Origin of the sequence: Hymenobacter telluris, from assembly GCF_017313265.1 — a bacterium.
Taxonomy (GTDB): domain Bacteria; phylum Bacteroidota; class Bacteroidia; order Cytophagales; family Hymenobacteraceae; genus Hymenobacter; species Hymenobacter telluris.
In genome coordinates this window covers 72,760-92,401 of record NZ_JAFLQZ010000018.1, presented here as the reverse complement: position 1 = coordinate 92,401, position 19,642 = coordinate 72,760, and the positions used below count along the sequence as shown (strand labels likewise).

Below are 19,642 nucleotides of genomic sequence, written 5' to 3'. Positions count from 1 at the left end.
CGTATCTTGGGGCAGCCAGCGGCTGGCCGAACGAGCGGCGCCGCCCCGAGTTTGTCGCGCCGCATGTTTTTCAAACGCCGTCCGAAGTTACCAGCCGAGCTATCCGATGCGGAGTTGCTGGTGCGCTACCGCCAGCACGGCGACGTAGCCGACTTGGGCGTACTCTACGAGCGGCACATGCCTGAAGTGTTTGCTGTTTGCCGGCGCTACCTGGGGCCCGGCGATGCCGACGCCCAGGACGCCGTGATGCAGCTGTTCGAGCAGCTGGTTGACAAGCTCCGGGTGCATGAGGTAGACAACTTTCCGGCCTGGCTGCACGCCACGGCCCGCAACCATTGCCTGATGGTGCTGCGGGCCCGCCAGCGGCCGGGGCCCGACCGGGGCGGGGCACTGGTGCTGCATTTTCCTGATGCGGCCGGTATGGAATCGGTGGTGGCCGAGCATCTGGAACCTGATGACCCCGACGAAGCCACCTTCACCGAAGCCCGCCTGCAAGCCCTCGAACACGCGCTGGCTGCCCTGCCCCCCGGCCAACGACGATGTCTGGAGCTGTTTTTTCTGGAAAAGAAATGCTACCGCGACATCAGCCAGGAAACCGGTTTCGACCTGAACTCAGTTAAAAGTCATCTGCAAAACGGCAAGCGCAACCTCCGGCGCAACCTCGAATCTGCTCCGCCCACCACGTCTTTCACTTCCGATGCGGCCCGATAATCAGTCTCCAGCTTCTTCCCTGTCTGCCGGCTTGCCGGCGGGGCAGCACCTGCCCCTGGCGGTGCTGCGGCAGTACGTGGCCGGAACGCTGCCAGCGGCCGAGCAGCATCGCGTGGAAGCGCACACGCTGGCCTGCACCCGGTGCGCCGATGTGCTGGAAGGCCTTGCGCAAACCGACCTGCCCACCACCGACCGCGCCCTAACCGACTTGCAGGCCCGGCTGCGCGCCCGTGTGGCCGAAGAAAAGCCCGATGCTACGCCAGTAGCGCCGCTGTGGCCTTTGCGGCAGATAGCGGCGGCTGTGCTGGTGCTGCTGGCGGCCGCGGCTTTGTGGTTGGGGGTGCGCCGCACCACTGAAGGCCCGGCTTCAGCTCCCCGAATAGCTATGCAGCAACCGGCCGCTACACCAAGCGCCGTTCCGCCACCGGCACCGGCAGCCGCGTCGGCTCCTGAGGCAGCAACGGAAGCGGCTGGTGCCGTGGCAGCGGCTTCTGTGCCAACAGACGAGCCAACCGCCTTGCGCCGACCGTCGCCAAGACCACCCGTGGCTTTGCGGTCGGCACGCCGGCAGTCGGCCGTTGTTGTAGCTGATACGGATGGTGAAATTGCTGGAGTAGCGGACAGTGGCACGGCTCTAGGCAATGATGCTGGTAGCAAGGAGCTTGTTGTGACGGATTCTGGCAGCGTGGCCCGAACAGTTGAACAAGCGGAGTCAGATGCCTACACGCTGAACAATAACAGAAAATTGGAGGCGGAGCCTATGGCGCCCAAGGCTGCAAAGAAGAGGACTGTGGCTGCTGCCCCAGCGGCAGCCAGTAGCCGGGTGGCACCTAGCACCAAGGCTCTAGTCGGTAGTGTCACTTCGGCCATGGCCACGCCAGCCGGTATGCGCTTGGTGCGCGGCCAAGTAACAGACCAAACCAACGGAGCTGGTTTGCCGGGCGTGACGGTGCTGGCCAAAGGCACGGCCATCGGGGCCAGCACGGCCGCCGACGGTTCGTTTGCGCTGCTGGTGCCGGATTCCGTGAAAGCCCTGACATTCAACAGTATCGGCTACACCTCGTCGGAGCAGCAGATAGGAGCCCTTGACAGCACCGTAGCATTGGCACTAGCGCCCGACACCAAGCAGCTCAACGAAGTGGTGGTAGTACGGCGGGAGCGGCCTCCAGCGCCAATGTCCGTTGGCGCGCTGCCAGCCGGCGGCTACGCAGCCTTTCGGGAGTATCTGAAGAAAAACCTGCAGTACCCCGAAAAGGCGCTGAAAGACAACAAAGAAGGCACCGTGAAGCTGCGCTTTACCGTGGCCGTAGATGGCAGCGTACAGGATATCAAGGTGGTGAGCAGCCTATCCGAAGAGTGCGACGCGGAAGCCATTCGGCTGCTGAAGGAAGGCCCCCGGTGGTATCCGGCCATCAGCAAAGGTCGCCGCACAGCCCGCCCCGTCGAAATCAGCGTGCCGTTTAGAGTAACTGAGTAGCGGAGTGCCTGAGTATCAAGTGTTATACGGTGCAGCCTGTAGCAATGCAAAAAGCCCTTGACGTAAGCACACGTCAAGGGCTTTTTGCATTGCTACAGGCTGTCTGCTAAACGCTCTTACTAGCGCCGTTGCTTGGGTAAAAGCCACTCAGTCACTCTGCTACTCAGTTACTCTCTAACCGCTGTAACCGCCGCCGCTTTCGGGTTCGGTGGCGCTGCCGCCGGCTTTATCGGGAGTGGGAAGTTCAGGTTCGGTTTTCACTTCCACCTGGCTGTAATCGGGGGCGCCGTTGCCAGCAACGGGTACCGGGGCTTCACCGGTATCGTCATTGTTGCCGTCGGGTGAGGTAGTGGCCGGGGCTTGGGCGGTGGTAGGGGTATTGCCGGGAACGGCTAAGGCATCAGACTCAGATTCGAAGGTCGTTTTCATATAGGGGGATTTTACGCGTGAGTGTATGTGTACGCAGCCGCGCCGCGCAAAGCCATGCCAACGTCCCGCAGAATTATGGGATAGTGAATCCATCAGGGCTAGCCAGTGAAAAAAGCGAAGGTTTGCTGTCAAAAAGTATAGCAAAAAGCCTGTTAAGTACTAGCAGGTGCGCTGCCGATTTAAGTATTTTACACCTCTTTTACTCCCACTCTATAGGTTGATTTTTATGTACTTTTCTACCCGGTGGCTACGGCCGGTGTTGGGCATGCTGTGTGTGCTTGGCAGCGTAGAATCTCAGGCTGCTTCCGGCCCCCGCTTCGTTGAAAACAAAAGTCAATGGGCCGCCCCGGTGCAGTTTCGGGCCGAGGTGCCAGGGGGCAGCGTATTTCTAACTGCCACCGGCCTGGTGTACGATTGGCGCCGCGCCGCTGACCTGCAACTTGCCCACGATGCCGCTGAAAAAGCCACGCAAACCCACCAGCCCGCCGCTGATGTGGCAGTGCACGGCCACGCAGTATTCGTTGATTTTGTGGGTGCGTCGGCCACCGCAAAATCGGTGGGGCAGCAGCCCCTGCCAGCGTATCACAACTATTTTATCGGCAGTGATCCTAGCCGCTGGGCCAGCCATGTAGCGCTGTTCGAGGAGGTGCGCTACGCCAGCCTCTACCCCGGTACCGATTTACGCGTGTACGGCACCGAAAAAGGCAGCCTCAAGTACGACTTCATTGTGCAGCCCGGCGGGCGGCCCGCCGCCATTGCCCTGCGCTACCGCGGTACCGACGGCCTAAAGCTGCAAGCCGATGGTTCGCTGCTGGTGCACACCTCCGTAACCGACGTAGTGGAGCAACGCCCGTATGCGTATCAGCTGGTAAGTGGGCAGCGCCGACAAGTGCCCTGCCGCTACCGCCTCAGCAACAACACCTTGCACTATGATTTTCCGCAGGGCTACGACCACCAGCAGCCCCTGGTGATTGACCCGGCGGTGGTAGCCTGCACCTACTCTGGCAGTACGGGAGGGGTGTGGGGCGCAGCCACTGGCTACGATAATGCGGGTAATATCTATACGGCTGGTTTCGGGCAGAGCAGCGGCTACCCGACTACGCCCGGCGCCTACCAGGTGTCGTACCAGGGAAGTACCGATGTGGCCATCAGCAAGCTCAATCCCACCGGCTCTCAGCTGTTGTACGCTACCTATCTGGGCGGAACCAACTCAGACGAGGTCCGGGCGTTGCGTACCAATAGCGCCGGCGAGCTGTACGTGCTTACCAATACCTTTTCCGTGGATTTTCCGCGTACTACGGGCTGCTACGATGCTTCTTCTAATGGTGGAACTGACTTAGCCGTCACGCACCTGAACGCCACCGGAACCGCTCTGTTAGGCTCAACCTATGTGGGCGGTACCGCCGCAGATTTACCGGTTGAGTTGGCCGTAACCAATGCCGGGGCCGTGGTGGTTGGTACCACCTCGTCGCCTAACTTTCCCACCACCGCCGGCGCGTACGACCGTACCATAGGCGGCACCGACCTGTTTGTGCTCAGCCTGAACGCCTCCATGACTACGCTACAGTGGAGTACCTTTTTAGGGGGCGCTTCTGGTACTGAAACCAGCACGGCAGTTGAGTTGGAACAGAATGGCAACGTGCTGGTAACGGGCACCACCAATGCTGCCGACTTTCCGGTAACACCCGGTGCATTTCGCACCGTATACGCCAGCCCCGGCGACGCGTTTGTATCTCGTTTGCGGGCCGACGGCGGGGCGCTCCTTGCTTCTACGTTCTTCGGGTCGGTGAATGGGACCGATGCCATAACGCACGTAGATGCCGATGCGGCCGGAAATATAGTGGTATGCGGCAGTGCTCTGGGTACGCTAAATGCTACGCCCGGCGCACTAACAAGCCCAAACGGGCGGATTTTTGTAGCGAGCTTAAATAACGCGCTTACCACACAACGGTTTCTGGCCAAACCCCTGAACGGTGCTACTCTAACAGTTCAGTCGTTTAAAGTTGATGACTGCGGTAACGTCCATATTGGGAGCCTCAGCAGTGATTTTGGCTTGCCAATCGTCAACCCATTGCCCAATAGCACTACAGGGGCCTTTTACACCACTACGCTCGACGCCGATTGCACAACCCGCCTATTTGGCTCTTACTTTGGTCCGACTGGCCAGCACGTGCATACCAACTCGCACCGGATTGATGAGCAAGGCCGGCTTTACCAGAGCTACTGCACGAATGGTGTCTTTCCGACCACCAGTACCGCGTATGCTCGTACTTCGCGGGCGGGCGGGCTTGATGTGCTGGTATTCAAAATCGACCAAAATTCCGGTGCTGGCACCTCGGTACAGGCAGCTGTGGCCCCCGTCGATTCGGCGTGTGCTCCTTCGCGGGTTGCCTTCATCAACAGCACCGTGGGCAGCACTCGTTTCCGCTGGAACTTTGCCGATGGCTCCGCTCAGGATACCGCTATTGCCCCGGTGCACGTGTTCCAGAACCCGGGCACCTACCGGGTGCGGCTGGTGGCGCTGGGTACTGGCCTGGCTTGTTCCCGCAACGATACCACTTACGTAACGGTGCGCGTGAAAGCCAAGCCTACGGTGGCCTTGCCTCGCAACCTCGCTATTTGCCCCGGTGGCTCGCTCACGCTGAATGCCGGCAACCCTGGCACTACCTACCGCTGGAGTACCGGTGCTACCACGGCCAGCATTGTGGTAACGCAGCCCGGCAAATACTCGGTAACGGTAGACAACGGCCGCTGCTTCACCCGCGACAGTACCACCGTCCGGCTGGTGGCGTCGCCCACCATCACCCCCGATACCACGGGGTGCATTGCGGGCGGGGTGGTGCTGAAAACCACGGCCGAGCCGGGCAGTACCTACCTCTGGTCGACGCAGGCAACTACGCCTAGTATTGTGGCTACCACGTCTGGCCGCTACACGGTACGCATCACGCAGGGCAGTTGCGTCGAGGAAAAAGCGGTGAACGTAACCCTGCTGCGGCCGGTGTCGCCGCCCAACATCATCACGCCCAACGCCGACGGCAAAAACGACACCTTCCGGCCTTCCGACGCCACGGCCATGGAGCCCGGTACGCGCCTGCGCCTCTACAACCGCTGGGGCCGGCAGGTGTACTCCACCGATGACTACCGCAACGACTGGGGACCCGGTCAGCCCGCCGGGGTGTACTATTACACGCTGGAAAATCAGCGGTTTTGCACGCCCTACGTGAAAGGCTGGGTGGAAGTAGTGAAGTAGCGTGGGGCCTTCCGCGTGCCTTCCGTACTTTCGCAGCGGATAAGGCCTGGTACCTGAGCGGACAACTTGCTTCCGCCCAGGCGCCAACAACCAGCAACTAACAACCAGCAACCCCCCTTCCTGTATGCAGTTTCGTACCGAGAAAGACACTATGGGCACCGTGCAGGTGCCGGCCGACGCCTACTTCGGCGCCCAGACCCAGCGCTCCATCGACAACTTCCAGATTGCGCAGGACATCAACCGGATGCCCAAGGAAATCATCCGCGCATTTGCTTACCTCAAGAAGGCTGCAGCCCTCACCAACCGCGACGCCGGGGTACTGGATGCCGACAAAGCCGAGCTGATTGGCCGCGTGTGCGACGAAATTCTGGAAGGCAAGCTCGACAAGGAGTTTCCGCTGGTGGTGTGGCAAACCGGCTCGGGCACGCAAAGCAATATGAACGTGAACGAGGTGGTAGCCTACCGCGGCCACGTGCTGCAAGGTGGTAGCCTCTCCGACGAGAAGAAGGTGCTGGCCCCCAACGACGACGTGAACAAGAGCCAGAGCAGCAACGACACCTTCCCGACGGCCATGCACATTGCGGCCTACAAGATTCTGGTGGAAACCACGATTCCGGGCATCGAGAAGCTGCGCGACACGCTGAAAAGCAAGAGCGAGCAGTTCATGCACATCGTCAAAATCGGGCGTACCCACCTCATGGATGCCACGCCACTGACGGTAGGGCAGGAGTTTTCGGGCTATGTGTCGCAGCTCGACCACGGCTTGCGCGCCATTAAAAACACGCTGGCTCACCTCAGCGAGCTGGCGTTGGGCGGTACTGCGGTGGGCACGGGCATCAATACGCCCAAGGGCTATTCTGAAAACGTAGCCAAGCACATTGCCGACCTCACCGGTTTGCCCTTCATCACGGCCGAAAACAAGTTTGAAGCACTAGCCGCTCACGATGCCATTGTGGAAGCCCACGGCGCTTTGAAAACGGTAGCGGCTTCACTGATGAAAATCGGCAACGACATCCGCTTGTTGGCTTCGGGCCCGCGCGCGGGCATTGGTGAGCTGCACATTCCGGATAACGAGCCCGGCTCCAGCATCATGCCCGGCAAGGTGAACCCCACCCAGTGCGAAGCCATGACTATGGTAGCCGCGCAGGTAATGGGCAACGACGTAGCCATCAACATTGGCGGCATGAACGGCCACTTCGAGCTGAACGTGTTCAAGCCGGTGATGATTTATAACTTCCTGCACTCAGCCCGCCTTATCGGCGACGTATGCGTGAGCTTCAACGACAAGTGCGCCGTGGGCATCGAGCCGCTGGAGCAGAACATCAAAAAGCACGTGGATTCGTCGTTGATGCTGGTAACGGCCCTCAACCCCCACATCGGGTACTACAAAGCCGCCGAAATTGCCCAAACCGCCCACAAAAACGGTTCGACGCTGAAGGAAACCGCCCTGCAACTCGGCTACCTCACCGAAGAGCAGTTCAACGAGTGGCTGAAGCCCGAAGACATGGTAGGCGAAATCAAGAAGTAAGCTAACCACCGCCAGCAAAGCGGCCAATTGAAGGCAGTACAGCGTGGCGCTGGTCAACCATATACACGATGGTTGGCCAGCGCCACGTTGCGGTTTTCAAGGAGTAGCAGCTGGCTATGACCGTTCGAGGAAACACGCTGGCAAATAGTGAATCACAAGGTGCCGGCCGGCCGCTGACCTGCTGCAATGGCATCGAGTTGCAAGGAGCTGTAGGGCGCAGAGCATACTTGAGGTTCTGCGTGGAAAGCCTTAAACAGAGCGAAGACATAGCGCATTCGTTCCTTAATCTTGGTCCAGTCGTGAGCAGCAGTGCCTACGAATGAGGTAGAACTACTTACGGTAGTGCCACTGACAGTACGCAGCAATTGCATGGCACTTTCCGATTCCAGGGATAATGCACCAGTTGGTTTGGTGCTAAGAAGCGTATGCGGTACATCCTGCGCGACGGCCAGTCGAAGTGGGCCAATGTCGAATTGCAGCAGCCGTTGCGTAACACAGCGCCGGATAATCAGGGGCATGGCTCCCTGGATATAGGGCTCCAAGCGCACATGCTCGTGCCAAACGGCAAAGCAATTGCCTAGGTAAGTAGCCTGTTGCTTTTCAGAAATAGTACGGGTTGTGTGGGCTCTAAAATACTGCGTAAACGCCTGCTCAAGCAGATTTTGCTTTGATGAGGTGCTGCGGCCTAACCCCTCAAGAAAGTCGGCCAAGGCAGGCGTTGTGCCCTGTGGATATGCAGTGAGCCAACGCACGAACCGAACTGTCTGCATGCCGATGTCTTCCAGCACCGTGCGGTTTCCGGCCAGAATCAGACTAGCAGAGCGCCGCCTGCTATGGCTGATAATAAGCCGCCCACTGGCCAGGCCGCACCCCACCCCTATGAGCGCCGCCGCTGGCAGCCATGCGTGCGGCCAGTTCAGCAACCAGCCACTGCCTAGCCCAACCAGCCCGCCTATACTACTGCCTACCACACTTCCGTCGCGGCGGGCTTGGTCTAAGTCCTCTTGCCTGATAGTGACTCCGGCTTTGCGCGACCCCCATACGGCCCAGGAATGAAAATTAGCGCCGGCACCATCACCTAGTACTCCCTGCAACGCCTGAGCCAATAAGTAATGGCAACGAGTGATTTGCAGGTTAGCTAACACGGGGTCGGGCTCTCGCAGCGCCTTCTGAATTTCCAGTTCTAAACTATTGGTAGCAGATGTAAAGCCAGAGCGGAGCATATAACTGAGCGAAAATGCCGGAGTGTATAATGTGGTAGTCAAGATACTCTGAAAGTCCAACAAGTGGGCATTTTTAAAGCTTGCCGAAGGTGCTGCTAGTAGCAGCTACTTTAAAAGCAGTACGTAGTGTTTCTTTTTTTTCGGGCATCTTTAGTGGTTCATCCTCACGCACTGTTTCGTATGGATTTCTCGCAGGACATCATTCTCGAAAATAACCGGGCCTTGCTGCGCCCTTTGGCGGCCACCGATTTCGAGGCGCTGCAAGCTGTAGCCTTCGACCCCGAGCTGTGGCAGTTCACCCTCACCCGTGCCGACGACAAGATTAGCCTGGCCGGTTACATTGCGGCGGCCGTGCAGGGCCGGGAAGCCCACTTCCGGTACCCGTTTGCCATCATCGACAAGGAAACCAACCGCGTGGCGGGCAGCACCAGCTACTACAACATAGCCGCTGAGGATGCCCGGCTGTCGATTGGCTATACCTGGTTGGGTACCGACTTCCAGCGCACCGGCCTGAACCGGGCGGTGAAGTATTTGCTATTTCGGTACGCGTTTGAGGTGCTGGGCTGCGAGCGGGTGGAGTTGGAAACCGATGCTCACAACCAGAAGTCGAAGGAGGCCATGCGCCGGATGGGAGCCGTGGAAGAAGGCACGTTGCGCAGCCACCGGTACACGCAAAACGGCCGCCGCCGCGACACCGTGATTTTCAGCGTCATCAAGCCCGAATGGAACGTGCTGCGCCAAGGTACTTTTCACGAATTCGATGCCCGTGAATCCGCCTAGCCCCCAGCCGCGGCGGTTTCCGGCGGTGCTGCGCCAGCGGGCAGCCAGCTTCGGCTACGCGTTTCGGGGCGTGGCGGCCGCGTTGCGCTCAGAGATTCACTTGCAGTTTCACGCGGTGGCTACGGTATTGGTGGTGGGGCTGGGGTTCTACTTCCACCTGAGCCCAACGGAATGGGCGCTGGTGGCGCTGGCCGTGGGGCTGGTCTGGGGGCTGGAACTGGCAAATACGGCTGTTGAAGCCGTCGTGAACTTGGTGTCGCCAGAGTATCACCCGCTGGCTGGCCGGGCCAAAGACGTAGCCGCTGGCGCCGTACTGATAGGAGCCGTAGCGGCCCTTATAGTAGGATTACTGATATTCGGCCCGCGGGTGTGGGCGTTAATTTATTAGGGTAAGAAGGTAGGAAGGTGCGAGCGTGCGAGGGTAGGAGGTACGGGTTAGAAAGACGAGGCTTCACTACACGCTCCTACCCTCGCACCCTCCTACCCTAATAACCGAACCCTACGCCTTGGGGGGCGTAAGCTGACCGTTGGGCTTTGCTATTTGGCGGGCTCACCTTCTTCTCGCGCCTCTTTCTTTCGCCTTATGCGCTCTTCTACGTTCCTCTCGTTGCCCGCCGTGGCTGTGCTGTTGCTTGGTGCGGCTTGCCAGAAAAATGTGGTGGTCACCACCCCTACCGATACGCCCTCGGCGGGTACTACCGGCATCATTTCCACTCCCGCGCCGGTTGCCAAAAACACCACCACCCCCGTGCCCGATGGCGGCGTGGCCCAGTATGATACCACGGCCCGGCCCGGCTGGCTGGAGAAGCGCATTCAGCAAATAACGGCCGAGCCTCCGCAGAACCCGGCGGCCCGAATTATGCGCTACCGCTTTGAAGGTCAGGTGGTGTACTACGAAACCCTAGGTTGCTGCGACCAATTCACCAGCCTCTACGACCAGAACGGCAAGCTGATTTGCCACCCCGAAGGCGGGATTACGGGCAAGGGCGACGGCAACAGTGCCTGCCGGTATTTCGCAAAACGCCGCACCGAAGAACGTCTGGTGTGGCAAGATTCTCGGTAAGCGGGTTGTGTAGTTGGCAACGAAACTGCCGGCTGCTTGGTAATATTGCAGCGCAGCTTCAATGTCTGTGCGATTCCCATAAACCATTGTTGCGCATCTGCGGTTAAGGGCTTCGGCCGGAATTACCCTGCCATTGCTCTTGCAGAAGCCATACCTATTTCACTGCCATGATCAACACCAACGAAAAGCTGGGGGCCTACAACGTGTGGGCCAACGCCACCCTGCTCGACCATCTCGATAAATTAGTAGCCGGCGGCGCCACGCTTCCGTCGGGTGCCTTGCGCCTGTTCAGCCACGTGCTCAATGCCCAGGCCATCTGGCTGGGCCGCCTCACCGCCACGCCCAGCCCCGTAAAAGTGTGGCAGGAGCATGATCTGGCTACTTTGCACCACTGGCACGAGCAAACCTCCGAGCGGTTTCAGCAGTACGTCAACAACGCCGATGACACCGAGTTGCAGCGTTTGATTTCGTACACCAATTCCATTGGCGAAACCTACACCAGCCAGGTATCCGACATTTTCACGCACGTGCCGGTACATGCCAACTACCACCGCGCCCAAGTGGCCAAGGAGCTGCGGGCGGCGGGCCTCGAACCCATCAACACCGACTTCATCACGTACTGCCGCGAGTTGTCGGCCAAGGCGGCTCTGGCCGATGTGCCGAGTTTGTAGTGCGTAGTGTAAGCAGATAAAAAAGCCTGTTTCGGTTGATGCTTCAGCCACCGAAACAGGCTTTTGTCTGTTATAAAGCCATCCATATCCGATTCATCCTCTTCTGCCATGCCCGACTCGTTGGTTGCTCCCGTCCTGACCCCAGATCGTCTAGCTTCTGCCTACACGTATACCGCTTACCGCCAGCTGGTTGATGCCGCGCTGGCCGACAACAAAACCACCGGCCCCGAACAGTCGGAAGCCCTGACGGCCTACACTCGCCTCAACGTGCAGCGCATGCAGCGCCTGGATAAAACCACATGGGTGCTGCCCGAACTGGCCGCAGCGGTAGCCAACCTGCGCCAAAACTACATCTGGCTGATTATCACCGAAGGCTGGTGCGGCGACGCGGCCCAGATTGTGCCCGTGCTGGAAGCCATTGCCCAAGCTTCGGGCGGCCACTTCACTACGCGCTACGTGCTGCGCGATGAGCACCTCGACCTCATGGACCGGTACCTCACCAACGGCAGCCGCTCCATCCCGAAACTACTTGTGCTCAAGCCCGATACGCTGACGGAGGTTGCCCAGTGGGGCCCTCGCCCCGCCACCGCCCAGCAACTCCTCCTCGACCTCAAAGCCCAAGGTGCCACCCACGAAGAGTACGCCGAAAAAATCCATGCCTGGTACGCGCAAGACAAAACCCAAGCCACCCAGCAGGAGTTGCTGGCGCTGGTGCAAGGGCTGGAATAACCGGCATTGACCCCAAACCAGAAGCCCCCTTTGGCCATGTGGCTAAAGGGGGCTTCTGGCTGAAAAACAATGCTGTTTAGGGCTGAGGCTTTTTGGAAACATAAAGCATTCCGTTCTGCTCGCCGCAAAAGGAAAAATCCTTGCCACGACCGCACAACGGCGCCGAACCAGTTACATACAACCGAGACGAAGCATCAAAATAAACGCTCTTTAGTTGATGCTCTTGGGGCAAGCTTAGTAGTTTGCCCGTTGATGTCTTGATGCCTACCGTTTCAACATACGAACCACTGGATTGCGGCGATGTTGGGGTCAGCAGAAAGTCAATGGAATACTCAAGGCCCGAAGAAGAGGTAGCTCGGTTACGCGCTACGCTGAGTTCGGAATTGGTATGGCGTCTCCAGTCCATGTACCGCTTCCAGGTCATGCCCTGGTCTAAGCTGAAATGAGACGCATGAATGGCATAGGCGGTAGTGCTATCAAATGCTGAACCACGCTGCGTATTGAGGACGAATAGTGTGTCCTGTAGTTGTAGAAAGCCAAATAAGCCGCTATTGTTCTGATAATCAGCGGTGCGCCACGTCCGGCCCCGGTCGGTTGTCTGGTAAATCTTAAAGCCAGTCGTAATAAGCAAAGTCCCGTCGATGTCACCGTGGACGGCTTCAATGGCTCGGTCGTCAGGAGCCCGTAGTGCATACCAATCAGCATACTCAGGCTGCACTTCTTCCTCGGAGTCTTGCTGGCAGGCACCTAATGATAGAAGGGAAAGGCAAAAGATAAAAGGTAGTTTCATGTGCTATATATATAAATTGAGGAGGGTAGGACTAAAGGTACAGCGGCAGCACCTAATAGATGTTTATTTACTATTATGCCTTTGAGAATGACAAAAAGTTATTCAGACTACATAAAAAAGCCGCTTCCTTATGCAAGAAAGCGGCTTCTTATTTCAAGCTGACTCAGTGAATTTAGTTCAGTTGAATCTGGCCCAGGTCGGTGGTCTGGTTGTTTACGATGCTAACGTTGGAGCGCACGATGTTACGGTAAGCTGGCTGGCCGGTAGGCGCGGTAGTTGTTGGGAATAGCTCTACCCGGTAGGTGCCGGCTGGCAAGCCGCTCAACTGGAACGCGCCGGCCGCATCGGCGGAGGTGCTAAACGTATCCGGTACGGTAATGGACGAGCGAATGGCCAGCACTTGCGGCAGCGCTGCCACCGGCGTAACCGTGCCGCGCAGGCTAGCCCGCAAATCCTGCGCTACCACCCGAATAACGGGTTTCAACAGGTACCGCTCTTTCTTGTCGTTGCCGGGGCGCCAGTTGCCGCGCTCCACTACGGATTTGGCCACGTCGAAATCCAGCAGCAGCTGAAACGTTTGGCGGGCCTGCAACGACGCTTTATCTAGCTTGAGTTTTACACCGGAAGTCTGGCCGCTGGGCGTTTTGAGGTCGTAGCGCTGGCCGTCGCGCCCAACAACGTAGCTGTCTGGGCCCAGTAGCAACCGGATTTCCTTTAGGTCGCCGGGCTCGAAGTCGGTACTGACCAGCAGGGCCGAGCGGCCATTCACGTACTCCAGCACGTTGATGGTTTGGGCCTGGAAGGGGAGGAGCTTCCAGCCTTCGGGGTCGTTTTCTTCCTTGAGGTGCACTTCCAGCTTCTGCACATCCAGCACCACCCGCTGAAAATCACCCGGCCCATCCATCAGCCGGACTTCCAGCTTGGAGTTACTGGATTCGTCTTTGCTGCAACCAGCAAAAGCAGCGGCACTTAGCAGAACCAGCGGGAGAAGGCGGCGTAATTTCATGGAGAGGTAACAAGAAATGTAGAAAATAAAAGAAGCAGCTCGGCATGTCATCTGACCGCCAAGCTGCTTCGCTGGAGGCAACAAGCATGCCGGCTCGTGCTCCTAAAGTACAAAAAAATTCTATTGACTGGTTTTTGTACTATCCTTAGCGGCTGGCTCCGTTGGTTTCGGTGGGTCTTGTGGAGTAGGGGCGGGAGTAGCTTTCTTCGGCTTACCAAACAGCAGGTTGTTGAGGCCCTGCTTGGCTTTCGATTCCAACTCCAGGCGCTTCTTTTCCACTTCCTGCTGAGCCTTGGCCTGTAGCTCCTGCTGGCGGCGCTGCAACTCGCGCTGTACGCTGTCTTGGGCCACTTTGGCCTGGGCTTGCAGCTTGAGCTTGGCATCGTCTACCTTGGCCTGTACCACGCTCGTTACAATGTCCTTGGCCTGGGCCTTTACGCTGCCAGTGGTTAGTTTCACTTGGGGGCTGCTCACGGTGCCGCCAATGTTGAGGCCCAGCGTTACGCGCTCGGTGCCTTTAATATCGGTGACGCCGGTGAGGCGCGTAAGCTGGCCGGTGAGTTGGCTGCCGAGCTTGCCCGTGGGCACGTTCAGGGCCGTTACGTACTCCAGGCCGCCGTTGCTGATGTTGTTGGAGCCGCCCACCGTCATTTTAATCTGGCCCACCGTCAGGTCAAACGGCTTCACAATGAAGTTGCCGTTGATGATTTCGGCGGCCACGTCTTTGTTGTTCACCGCGAAGTTCTTCAGCTCCTGAAGCTGCGTGAGGCTGCTGATTTTGGTAAGCACCGGCGAGCCGCTAACCGCCGCCCGCACCACTTCAAACAGGCCTTTGCCGGTGAGCGTGCTGTAGTTGGGCATCATGTCGGGGCCCATTTCGCCGCTCACGCTGAAGTTGGTGGAGAAAATACCTTCCAAATTGTCGGCCAGTGGCACCATAGCCTTCACCGAGTTGAAGGCATTGAAGGCATTTTGGAAGTTCAGGTTCTTGATGTTCAGCCCAAAATCAAACTTCGGGTGCGCCAGGTTCTTACTGCTGTAGGAACCGTTGGTGGCAAACGCGCCGCCCAGCGTATTGAACGTGAGGCCGTTGAGAATGGCGGCTTCGTCGCGCACCGTTACGGTGCCCTTCACGTTGTCGAGCTTGAGGTTGTCGTACACCACTTGCCCTACCGTCGAGTTCAGCACCAAGTCGAAGTATTTCGGAATCTGCAACACGCCGTCGGCCTTGGTAGCGGCGGCCGGCGCTTTGGTGGCCGCCGTAGCCCCTGCCGTTGGCTTAGCCGACACTTCGTCTACCATCCACTCGTTCACGTTGAAGCGCGAACTGTTCACGTTCAGGTTGCCGCGCAGCGGCTGGCCGGGCGTAAACAAGTAGCCCATGTAGTTGCTGATGGTGCCCGAAGCCGCAATGTCCGACGAGCCCACGAAGCCGCTCATGTTTTGCAGCACAATCTTGTCGTTGTTGAAGCTCGCCGTAGCCTTAGTCACCTTCATGCCCTGCGGCAAATCGGGGCTCTTATAGGTTACGTTCTGGGCATTCACGGTGCCCGAAGCCACCACCGTTTGGTAGCGCCCAGCCTCAATGTCGGCCATATTGCCCTTAGCGGCAATGTTGCCGTTGAGGCGGCCGGTTACGGTCATGCCTTCCAGCGGGAAAATCTTGGTGAGCTTGGTTAAATCCACCACGCCTTTCACGTCGGCATCAAAGCGCAGCTTATCTACGCCTTGGGTAGCCACCCGGCCTTCCAACGGCTCCCCATCAAGCAGCATCCGGAAGTTGCTGATATCTACCTTGGTATCGTTGAGCTGGCCGGTGGGGTTGAGGACGGTGCCCGTTACGGCCAGGTTCTGGATGGGGGCCGGGAACTGCTTGCTTTTCACGTAGCCATTGGTCAGGTTCATTTTGGCCTGCACCACCGGCATCTGCTTGTCAGAGTACGTCCCTTTTGCCGTGCCATCCACGAACAGCTTGCCGCGCAGCACCAGGTCCTGCACGGGATACACCTTCATCATTTCGGCCAGGTCCACGTTGGCTTTCACGCGGCCGTCTACCTTCATCGGCTCCAGCCCATCAATGGCCACGTTGCCGTCAATCGGGTTGGCGCCTAGGTCCAGGTGAAACTGCTTCACGTTCACTTTCACGTTGTTGGTGAAGCCCGAAGGGTTGTCCATCACCATATCCACGTTGATGTTTTTGGCCGCCTGGGGGAGCTGTGGGTAGTGGAACGTGCCGTTTTTCACTTGCAGGTTCACGCCGTAGCCGGGCATTTTCACCTCGTTTTGCACGCCTTTGAAGTAGCCGTCAAACGCCACCGTGCCGCCGGCTTCCACGTCCTTGAACTGCTCGGTATACACGCCCGGCACCAAGCTCAGAATGTTCTTGAAGTCGGTAGCCAGCGCCTTAAACGTCAGGTCGTAGGTGATGTCGGTAGCGTTGGGCAGCCCAATGGAACCCGCAAACTGCGCCGGAAAGTCGTTGAGTTGCACCTTATTGTCTTTGAAGGTGAACAGCATCTTGTCTAGGTCCATGGCCATCGTCACGTCGGCGGTCAGCTTCTTCTTGCTCACGTACTCGGTGCCGTCGTAGGTCATCGAGAACTGCTCGGCGCTGGTTTCACTTTCCATGTCGAACACGTTGCGGGCGAAGTCGCCGGAGCCGGTGTGGTTGAGGCCGCGCAGCTCCATCCCGAACGGAATAGTGCGGTCCTCGTAGCGCAGTCGTCCGTTTTTCACTTCCCAGCCTTTAATGGCGAGGCTTACCTGACTGGTGTCCTGCCCCTTGGCCGCGGCGGCCGAGTCCGAAACCATGATGTCGTAGTTGGCCAGGCCACTTTTTAGCACCTTCACGCTGATGTCGGGCCGGTCCAGCGTCACGCTGTTGATCTTGATTTGGTCGCCGCTTACCACGCTCATCAAATCCAGCCCCACCCGAAACGAAGGCAGGTAGGCCAGCGTGTCGCGCGCAAACGAGTCTTGCCCAATCACGCGCAGCTCGTCAATGCCCAGCGCCAGGTCAGGGAAGCTGCTGAACAAGCTCAGGCTCACATTCTTGGGGTCGTACTGCACCTTGGCATTCACCCGCTCGGCCAGCTGTTTATCAAGCGCCTGCTTGATTTTATCTTTGAACAGAATAGGCGTGAGGGCCACGCCCGCCACCAATACTACCATCAACATCAGTAGGCCAATCCAAAATTTACGCATATAGTTTTTTCGCTTAGTACTTGGTTATCAATAGCTGAAAGGTGAAGCTCTGCTTCAACCAGGAGGTTGAAAGTAGGCTAAGAAGTGGAGTCTCCCCGATCAGCAAAAGAAGCACCACTTTCAATGAACCGGCCCTGAGAATCGCCGAGGCAACGTTTGCGTGCCGACCTACCGCCGCAGCATACGCACAACAGGGGTGCTGTTTCGGTATGCTGCAAAAATAGCAGTGCTATCTTGTGGGCTCAGGGTGCTGGGCCAGAAAACGAGGCCACTCATCGATTTATGGCCCCGATATTCTAGTAATGAGCAAGAAATTCAGCAATTTAGTTTCGGCAAAGAACCTCGACCGGGCACTAGGAGCCGTTGGTCGCTCGTTTATTACGTTGAGAATGGGGCAGATTGGACGCAGAAATAAGGGGACTCGCACGCTACGGCAGCCGTTGCTGGCCGGGGCGTTGGCGCTGGCATTGCCGGCCGCCGCGCAGGATTTGTATTTCGCCCAGCCATATGCTTCGCGTCTGCACCAGAACCCCGCCTTTGCTGGCTTCCTCGACGATGCCAGCGTGACGCTCAGTTACCGCAACCAATTTCCCACGCTGGCCGGCACGTTCCAAACCAGCCAGCTGGCTGCCGATTATCGGTTTGAGGATCAGCACAATGCGGTGGGCCTGCTCGTCAACCACGACCGGACCGGCGGCCTTGGCTACACCCGGTTCGAGGTAGGTGGTATCTATGCGTATCATACCCGGCTCACTAAAACCCTGGCGCTCAGCGGCGGACTGCGGGCCAGCTACGGCAACCAGCGCATCAGCTACGGCAACCTTGTGTTCGGTGATCAGCTTTCCGAAGATGGCTCTACCAGTATGCCCACCAGGGAGTTGATTGATTTCAAGCCAGTTAACTACGCCAGCGTGGGCGTAGGCATGTTGCTTTACTCTGAAAACTTCTGGGTGTCGTTGGCGGGACAGCACCTCAACCAGCCCGATATCGGCTTCCAGACCCAAGCCAGTCTGCCGTTGCGGTATGAGTTGAGCACCGGCTACAAGCATTACTTCGTGCGCCGCACCGAAAAGCAGCAGTATCGTGAAATCAGCTTGACGCCTACTGTGCATTACGTGCGCCAAGGCGGCTCCGAGCGAGCCGAACTGGGGTTGTACGGGACGGTTACGCCGCTCACGCTCGGGCTGGTGTATCGGGGAGTGCCACTGCCCGGCGCCCCGAAGCCCCAGCAAATCCTGACGGCTATTGCCGGTCTTACCGTCGGTGCCTTTCGGGTAGGATATGCTTACGATATAGGCCTCAGCGCGTTGAGTGCTGAATTGGGTGGGGCGCACGAAATATCTTTGTCACTTCGCGCGTTTGATTCGCTGGATGCCGCTTGGCGCCGACTAAAACGGCAGAATTACCCGGCGCCACCTTGTCCGGCCTTTTGAAATTTTGTATTATTGCAGCACTTTGCCTCTTCTAAAGTCTTTTCTAACAGGTAGTTTAATACTAAATCATGAATTTTTCCAAGTACCTGCATTTTGCGGTTCTAGGGGCCTGCGTCCTGGCTTCCTGTAGCAAAGACGGCCATGGCACCGCTACCAAGCCCGGTAAGTACAGCTCCACCACGGGCATGGAGTACAACACCGAGGAGGGCATGAAGGTAGCCGACTATAAAGGCATTCCGGAAGGCCCCGGCCTGATTTTCATTGAAGGTGGCCGCACGGTGCTGGGCTCCCAGGAAGAAGACGTAACCATGACCCACGACAACGTGGAGCGCACCGTTACCATTGCTTCCTTCTACATGGACGAAGCCGAGGTTGCCAACATTCACTGGCTGGAATATTTGCACTTCATCCGGAAGGACTCTTCCGAGGAATTCTACCAGTCGGCCCTGCCTGATACTACCGTATGGGCCCGCGAGCTGTCGTTCAACGACCCCTACGTAGACTATTACCTGCGTTACCCCGGCTTCCGCTACTTCCCGGTAGTGGGTGTAAGCTGGTTGCAGGCCAACGACTATTGCACTTGGCGTACGTCGAAGGTAAACGAAACGCTGGCGGCCAATGCTGACGGCGGTGGCGGCGGCGGGCTGTTCAAGAAAAAGAATAAGGGCGGTGACGCGGCCGAAGGTACTTCGGAAGGCGGTGCTAAAATTGCCATCGAAAACGGTAACACCTTGCCGAACTACCGTCTGCCCACCGAGGCAGAGTGGGAATACGCCGCGCAGGCTCTCGTTGGTACGCAGGAAACTGGCAACGAAAACCAGGAAAACAAGCGTATCTATCCCTGGGATGGCCGGCAGGTGCGGAACCCGTACGGCGGCAAGATGGGCCAGTTCCTGGCTAACTTCAAGCGTGGCCGCGGTGACTACGCCGGTATTGCCGGCTCGCTGAACGACGGCGCCATGATTACCGAGTACGTGTACGCCTACCCACCAAACGACTACGGCTTGTACAACATGGCCGGCAACGTAAACGAGTGGGTGCAGGATATCTACCGCCCGCTGTCGTTTGAAGATGTGGAAGATTTGAACCCCTTCCGCCGCAACGGCTTCCTCGACCCCGCTGAGAAATACGACAAGAAAGGCTACCAGTCGCTCATCGACGACCACGTGCGCGTGTACAAAGGTGGTTCGTGGCGCGACGTAGCCTACTGGCTCTCGCCCGGCACCCGCCGCTTCATGGGCGAAGATTCGGCTACGGCTACTATCGGTTTCCGCTGCGCGATGATCAACGCTGGTTCCAACAAGTAAAAAGTACGGGATCAAAAGCGCACGAACACTGTGCACTATTA

Annotated in this window: 16 protein-coding genes; 11 read left to right on the top strand and 5 right to left on the bottom strand. The window is 58.1% G+C overall.

The window, feature by feature from the left end:
* Positions 1 to 63 precede the first annotated feature (63 nt).
* Both J0X19_RS20575 and J0X19_RS20570 read left to right on the top strand, forming a co-directional pair.
* Positions 64 to 711 carry an RNA polymerase sigma factor gene (locus J0X19_RS20575; RefSeq protein WP_206986316.1) on the top strand — a complete coding sequence of 216 codons (648 nt, stop codon included), beginning with the start codon at positions 64 to 66 and terminating at the stop codon, positions 709 to 711.
* A complete protein-coding gene (locus J0X19_RS20570) occupies positions 698 to 2,188 on the top strand; it encodes a TonB family protein (protein ID WP_206986315.1) in 1,491 nt (496 codons plus the stop codon). The genes J0X19_RS20575 and J0X19_RS20570 overlap by 14 nt, the downstream gene beginning before the upstream one ends.
* A gap of 174 nt (positions 2,189 to 2,362) precedes the next feature.
* Here J0X19_RS20570 and J0X19_RS20565 read toward each other — a convergent pair whose 3' ends face one another.
* On the bottom strand, positions 2,363 to 2,617 hold the full coding sequence (locus J0X19_RS20565; protein ID WP_206986314.1) for a hypothetical protein: 255 nt from the start codon (positions 2,615 to 2,617) through the stop codon (positions 2,363 to 2,365).
* Between the two features lie 226 nt (positions 2,618 to 2,843).
* Here J0X19_RS20565 and J0X19_RS20560 point away from each other — a divergent pair, with 226 nt between their 5' ends.
* Both J0X19_RS20560 and fumC read left to right on the top strand, forming a co-directional pair.
* Positions 2,844 to 5,867, top strand: coding sequence for a DUF7948 domain-containing protein (locus J0X19_RS20560; RefSeq protein WP_206986313.1), 3,024 nt, complete (start codon positions 2,844 to 2,846; stop codon positions 5,865 to 5,867).
* A 124-nt stretch (positions 5,868 to 5,991) separates the two neighbouring features.
* Positions 5,992 to 7,395: a class II fumarate hydratase gene (gene fumC, locus J0X19_RS20555; protein WP_206986312.1), complete on the top strand. Its 1,404-nt coding sequence runs from the start codon at positions 5,992 to 5,994 to the stop codon at positions 7,393 to 7,395.
* A gap of 152 nt (positions 7,396 to 7,547) precedes the next feature.
* Here fumC and J0X19_RS20550 read toward each other — a convergent pair whose 3' ends face one another.
* Positions 7,548 to 8,618 (bottom strand): hypothetical protein, encoded by a 1,071-nt coding sequence (locus J0X19_RS20550; protein WP_206986311.1) that lies wholly within the window; start codon positions 8,616 to 8,618, stop codon positions 7,548 to 7,550.
* A 180-nt stretch (positions 8,619 to 8,798) separates the two neighbouring features.
* Here J0X19_RS20550 and J0X19_RS20545 point away from each other — a divergent pair, with 180 nt between their 5' ends.
* From J0X19_RS20545 to J0X19_RS20525, 5 genes are all read left to right on the top strand, one after another.
* Positions 8,799 to 9,398 (top strand): GNAT family N-acetyltransferase, encoded by a 600-nt coding sequence (locus tag J0X19_RS20545; protein WP_206986310.1) that lies wholly within the window; start codon positions 8,799 to 8,801, stop codon positions 9,396 to 9,398.
* Positions 9,385 to 9,786 carry a diacylglycerol kinase family protein gene (locus J0X19_RS20540; protein ID WP_317194801.1) on the top strand — a complete coding sequence of 134 codons (402 nt, stop codon included), beginning with the start codon at positions 9,385 to 9,387 and terminating at the stop codon, positions 9,784 to 9,786. The genes J0X19_RS20545 and J0X19_RS20540 overlap by 14 nt, the downstream gene beginning before the upstream one ends.
* A gap of 195 nt (positions 9,787 to 9,981) precedes the next feature.
* The gene (locus tag J0X19_RS20535) at positions 9,982 to 10,461 is read left to right on the top strand and encodes a DUF6970 domain-containing protein (protein ID WP_206986308.1); all 480 of its coding nucleotides are present in this window, start codon (positions 9,982 to 9,984) and stop codon (positions 10,459 to 10,461) included.
* A gap of 167 nt (positions 10,462 to 10,628) precedes the next feature.
* Positions 10,629 to 11,132, top strand: coding sequence for a DinB family protein (locus J0X19_RS20530; RefSeq protein WP_206986307.1), 504 nt, complete (start codon positions 10,629 to 10,631; stop codon positions 11,130 to 11,132).
* Positions 11,133 to 11,240: 108 nt separating this feature from the next.
* Positions 11,241 to 11,861, top strand: a complete 621-nt coding sequence (locus J0X19_RS20525) for a thioredoxin family protein (protein ID WP_206986306.1) — start codon at positions 11,241 to 11,243, stop codon at positions 11,859 to 11,861.
* 76 nt (positions 11,862 to 11,937) lie between these two features.
* On the opposite strand, the gene J0X19_RS20520 is transcribed toward J0X19_RS20525, so the two are convergent.
* The 3 genes from J0X19_RS20520 to J0X19_RS20510 all read right to left on the bottom strand — a co-directional run bounded on the left by J0X19_RS20520 (position 11,938) and on the right by J0X19_RS20510 (position 16,861).
* A complete protein-coding gene (locus tag J0X19_RS20520; RefSeq protein WP_206986305.1) occupies positions 11,938 to 12,651 on the bottom strand; it encodes a hypothetical protein in 714 nt (237 codons plus the stop codon).
* Between the two features lie 172 nt (positions 12,652 to 12,823).
* Positions 12,824 to 13,657: a DUF4382 domain-containing protein gene (locus J0X19_RS20515; RefSeq protein WP_206986304.1), complete on the bottom strand. Its 834-nt coding sequence runs from the start codon at positions 13,655 to 13,657 to the stop codon at positions 12,824 to 12,826.
* A gap of 120 nt (positions 13,658 to 13,777) precedes the next feature.
* On the bottom strand, positions 13,778 to 16,861 hold the full coding sequence (locus tag J0X19_RS20510; RefSeq protein ID WP_206986303.1) for an AsmA-like C-terminal region-containing protein: 3,084 nt from the start codon (positions 16,859 to 16,861) through the stop codon (positions 13,778 to 13,780).
* Between the two features lie 302 nt (positions 16,862 to 17,163).
* Between J0X19_RS20510 and J0X19_RS20505 the strand changes: the two genes are divergently transcribed.
* Together J0X19_RS20505 and gldJ are read left to right on the top strand one after the other, a co-directional pair.
* Positions 17,164 to 18,294: a PorP/SprF family type IX secretion system membrane protein gene (locus tag J0X19_RS20505; RefSeq protein ID WP_206986302.1), complete on the top strand. Its 1,131-nt coding sequence runs from the start codon at positions 17,164 to 17,166 to the stop codon at positions 18,292 to 18,294.
* Positions 18,295 to 18,362: 68 nt separating this feature from the next.
* Entirely contained in the window at positions 18,363 to 19,601 is a 1,239-nt protein-coding gene (gene gldJ, locus J0X19_RS20500) for a gliding motility lipoprotein GldJ (RefSeq protein WP_206986301.1), read from the top strand.
* Positions 19,602 to 19,642 lie beyond the last annotated feature (41 nt).

Coding starts and splice junctions, on each gene's coding strand:
- J0X19_RS20575 (WP_206986316.1), top strand. CDS start 64: ATGTTTTTCAAACGCCGTCCGAAGTTACCAGCCGAGCTATCCGATGCG.
- J0X19_RS20570 (WP_206986315.1), top strand. CDS start 698: ATGCGGCCCGATAATCAGTCTCCAGCTTCTTCCCTGTCTGCCGGCTTG.
- J0X19_RS20565 (WP_206986314.1), bottom strand. CDS start 2,617: ATGAAAACGACCTTCGAATCTGAGTCTGATGCCTTAGCCGTTCCCGGC.
- J0X19_RS20560 (WP_206986313.1), top strand. CDS start 2,844: ATGTACTTTTCTACCCGGTGGCTACGGCCGGTGTTGGGCATGCTGTGT.
- fumC (WP_206986312.1), top strand. CDS start 5,992: ATGCAGTTTCGTACCGAGAAAGACACTATGGGCACCGTGCAGGTGCCG.
- J0X19_RS20550 (WP_206986311.1), bottom strand. CDS start 8,618: ATGCTCCGCTCTGGCTTTACATCTGCTACCAATAGTTTAGAACTGGAA.
- J0X19_RS20545 (WP_206986310.1), top strand. CDS start 8,799: ATGGATTTCTCGCAGGACATCATTCTCGAAAATAACCGGGCCTTGCTG.
- J0X19_RS20535 (WP_206986308.1), top strand. CDS start 9,982: ATGCGCTCTTCTACGTTCCTCTCGTTGCCCGCCGTGGCTGTGCTGTTG.
- J0X19_RS20530 (WP_206986307.1), top strand. CDS start 10,629: ATGATCAACACCAACGAAAAGCTGGGGGCCTACAACGTGTGGGCCAAC.
- J0X19_RS20525 (WP_206986306.1), top strand. CDS start 11,241: ATGCCCGACTCGTTGGTTGCTCCCGTCCTGACCCCAGATCGTCTAGCT.
- J0X19_RS20520 (WP_206986305.1), bottom strand. CDS start 12,651: ATGAAACTACCTTTTATCTTTTGCCTTTCCCTTCTATCATTAGGTGCC.
- J0X19_RS20515 (WP_206986304.1), bottom strand. CDS start 13,657: ATGAAATTACGCCGCCTTCTCCCGCTGGTTCTGCTAAGTGCCGCTGCT.
- J0X19_RS20510 (WP_206986303.1), bottom strand. CDS start 16,861: ATGCGTAAATTTTGGATTGGCCTACTGATGTTGATGGTAGTATTGGTG.
- J0X19_RS20505 (WP_206986302.1), top strand. CDS start 17,164: ATGAGCAAGAAATTCAGCAATTTAGTTTCGGCAAAGAACCTCGACCGG.
- gldJ (WP_206986301.1), top strand. CDS start 18,363: ATGAATTTTTCCAAGTACCTGCATTTTGCGGTTCTAGGGGCCTGCGTC.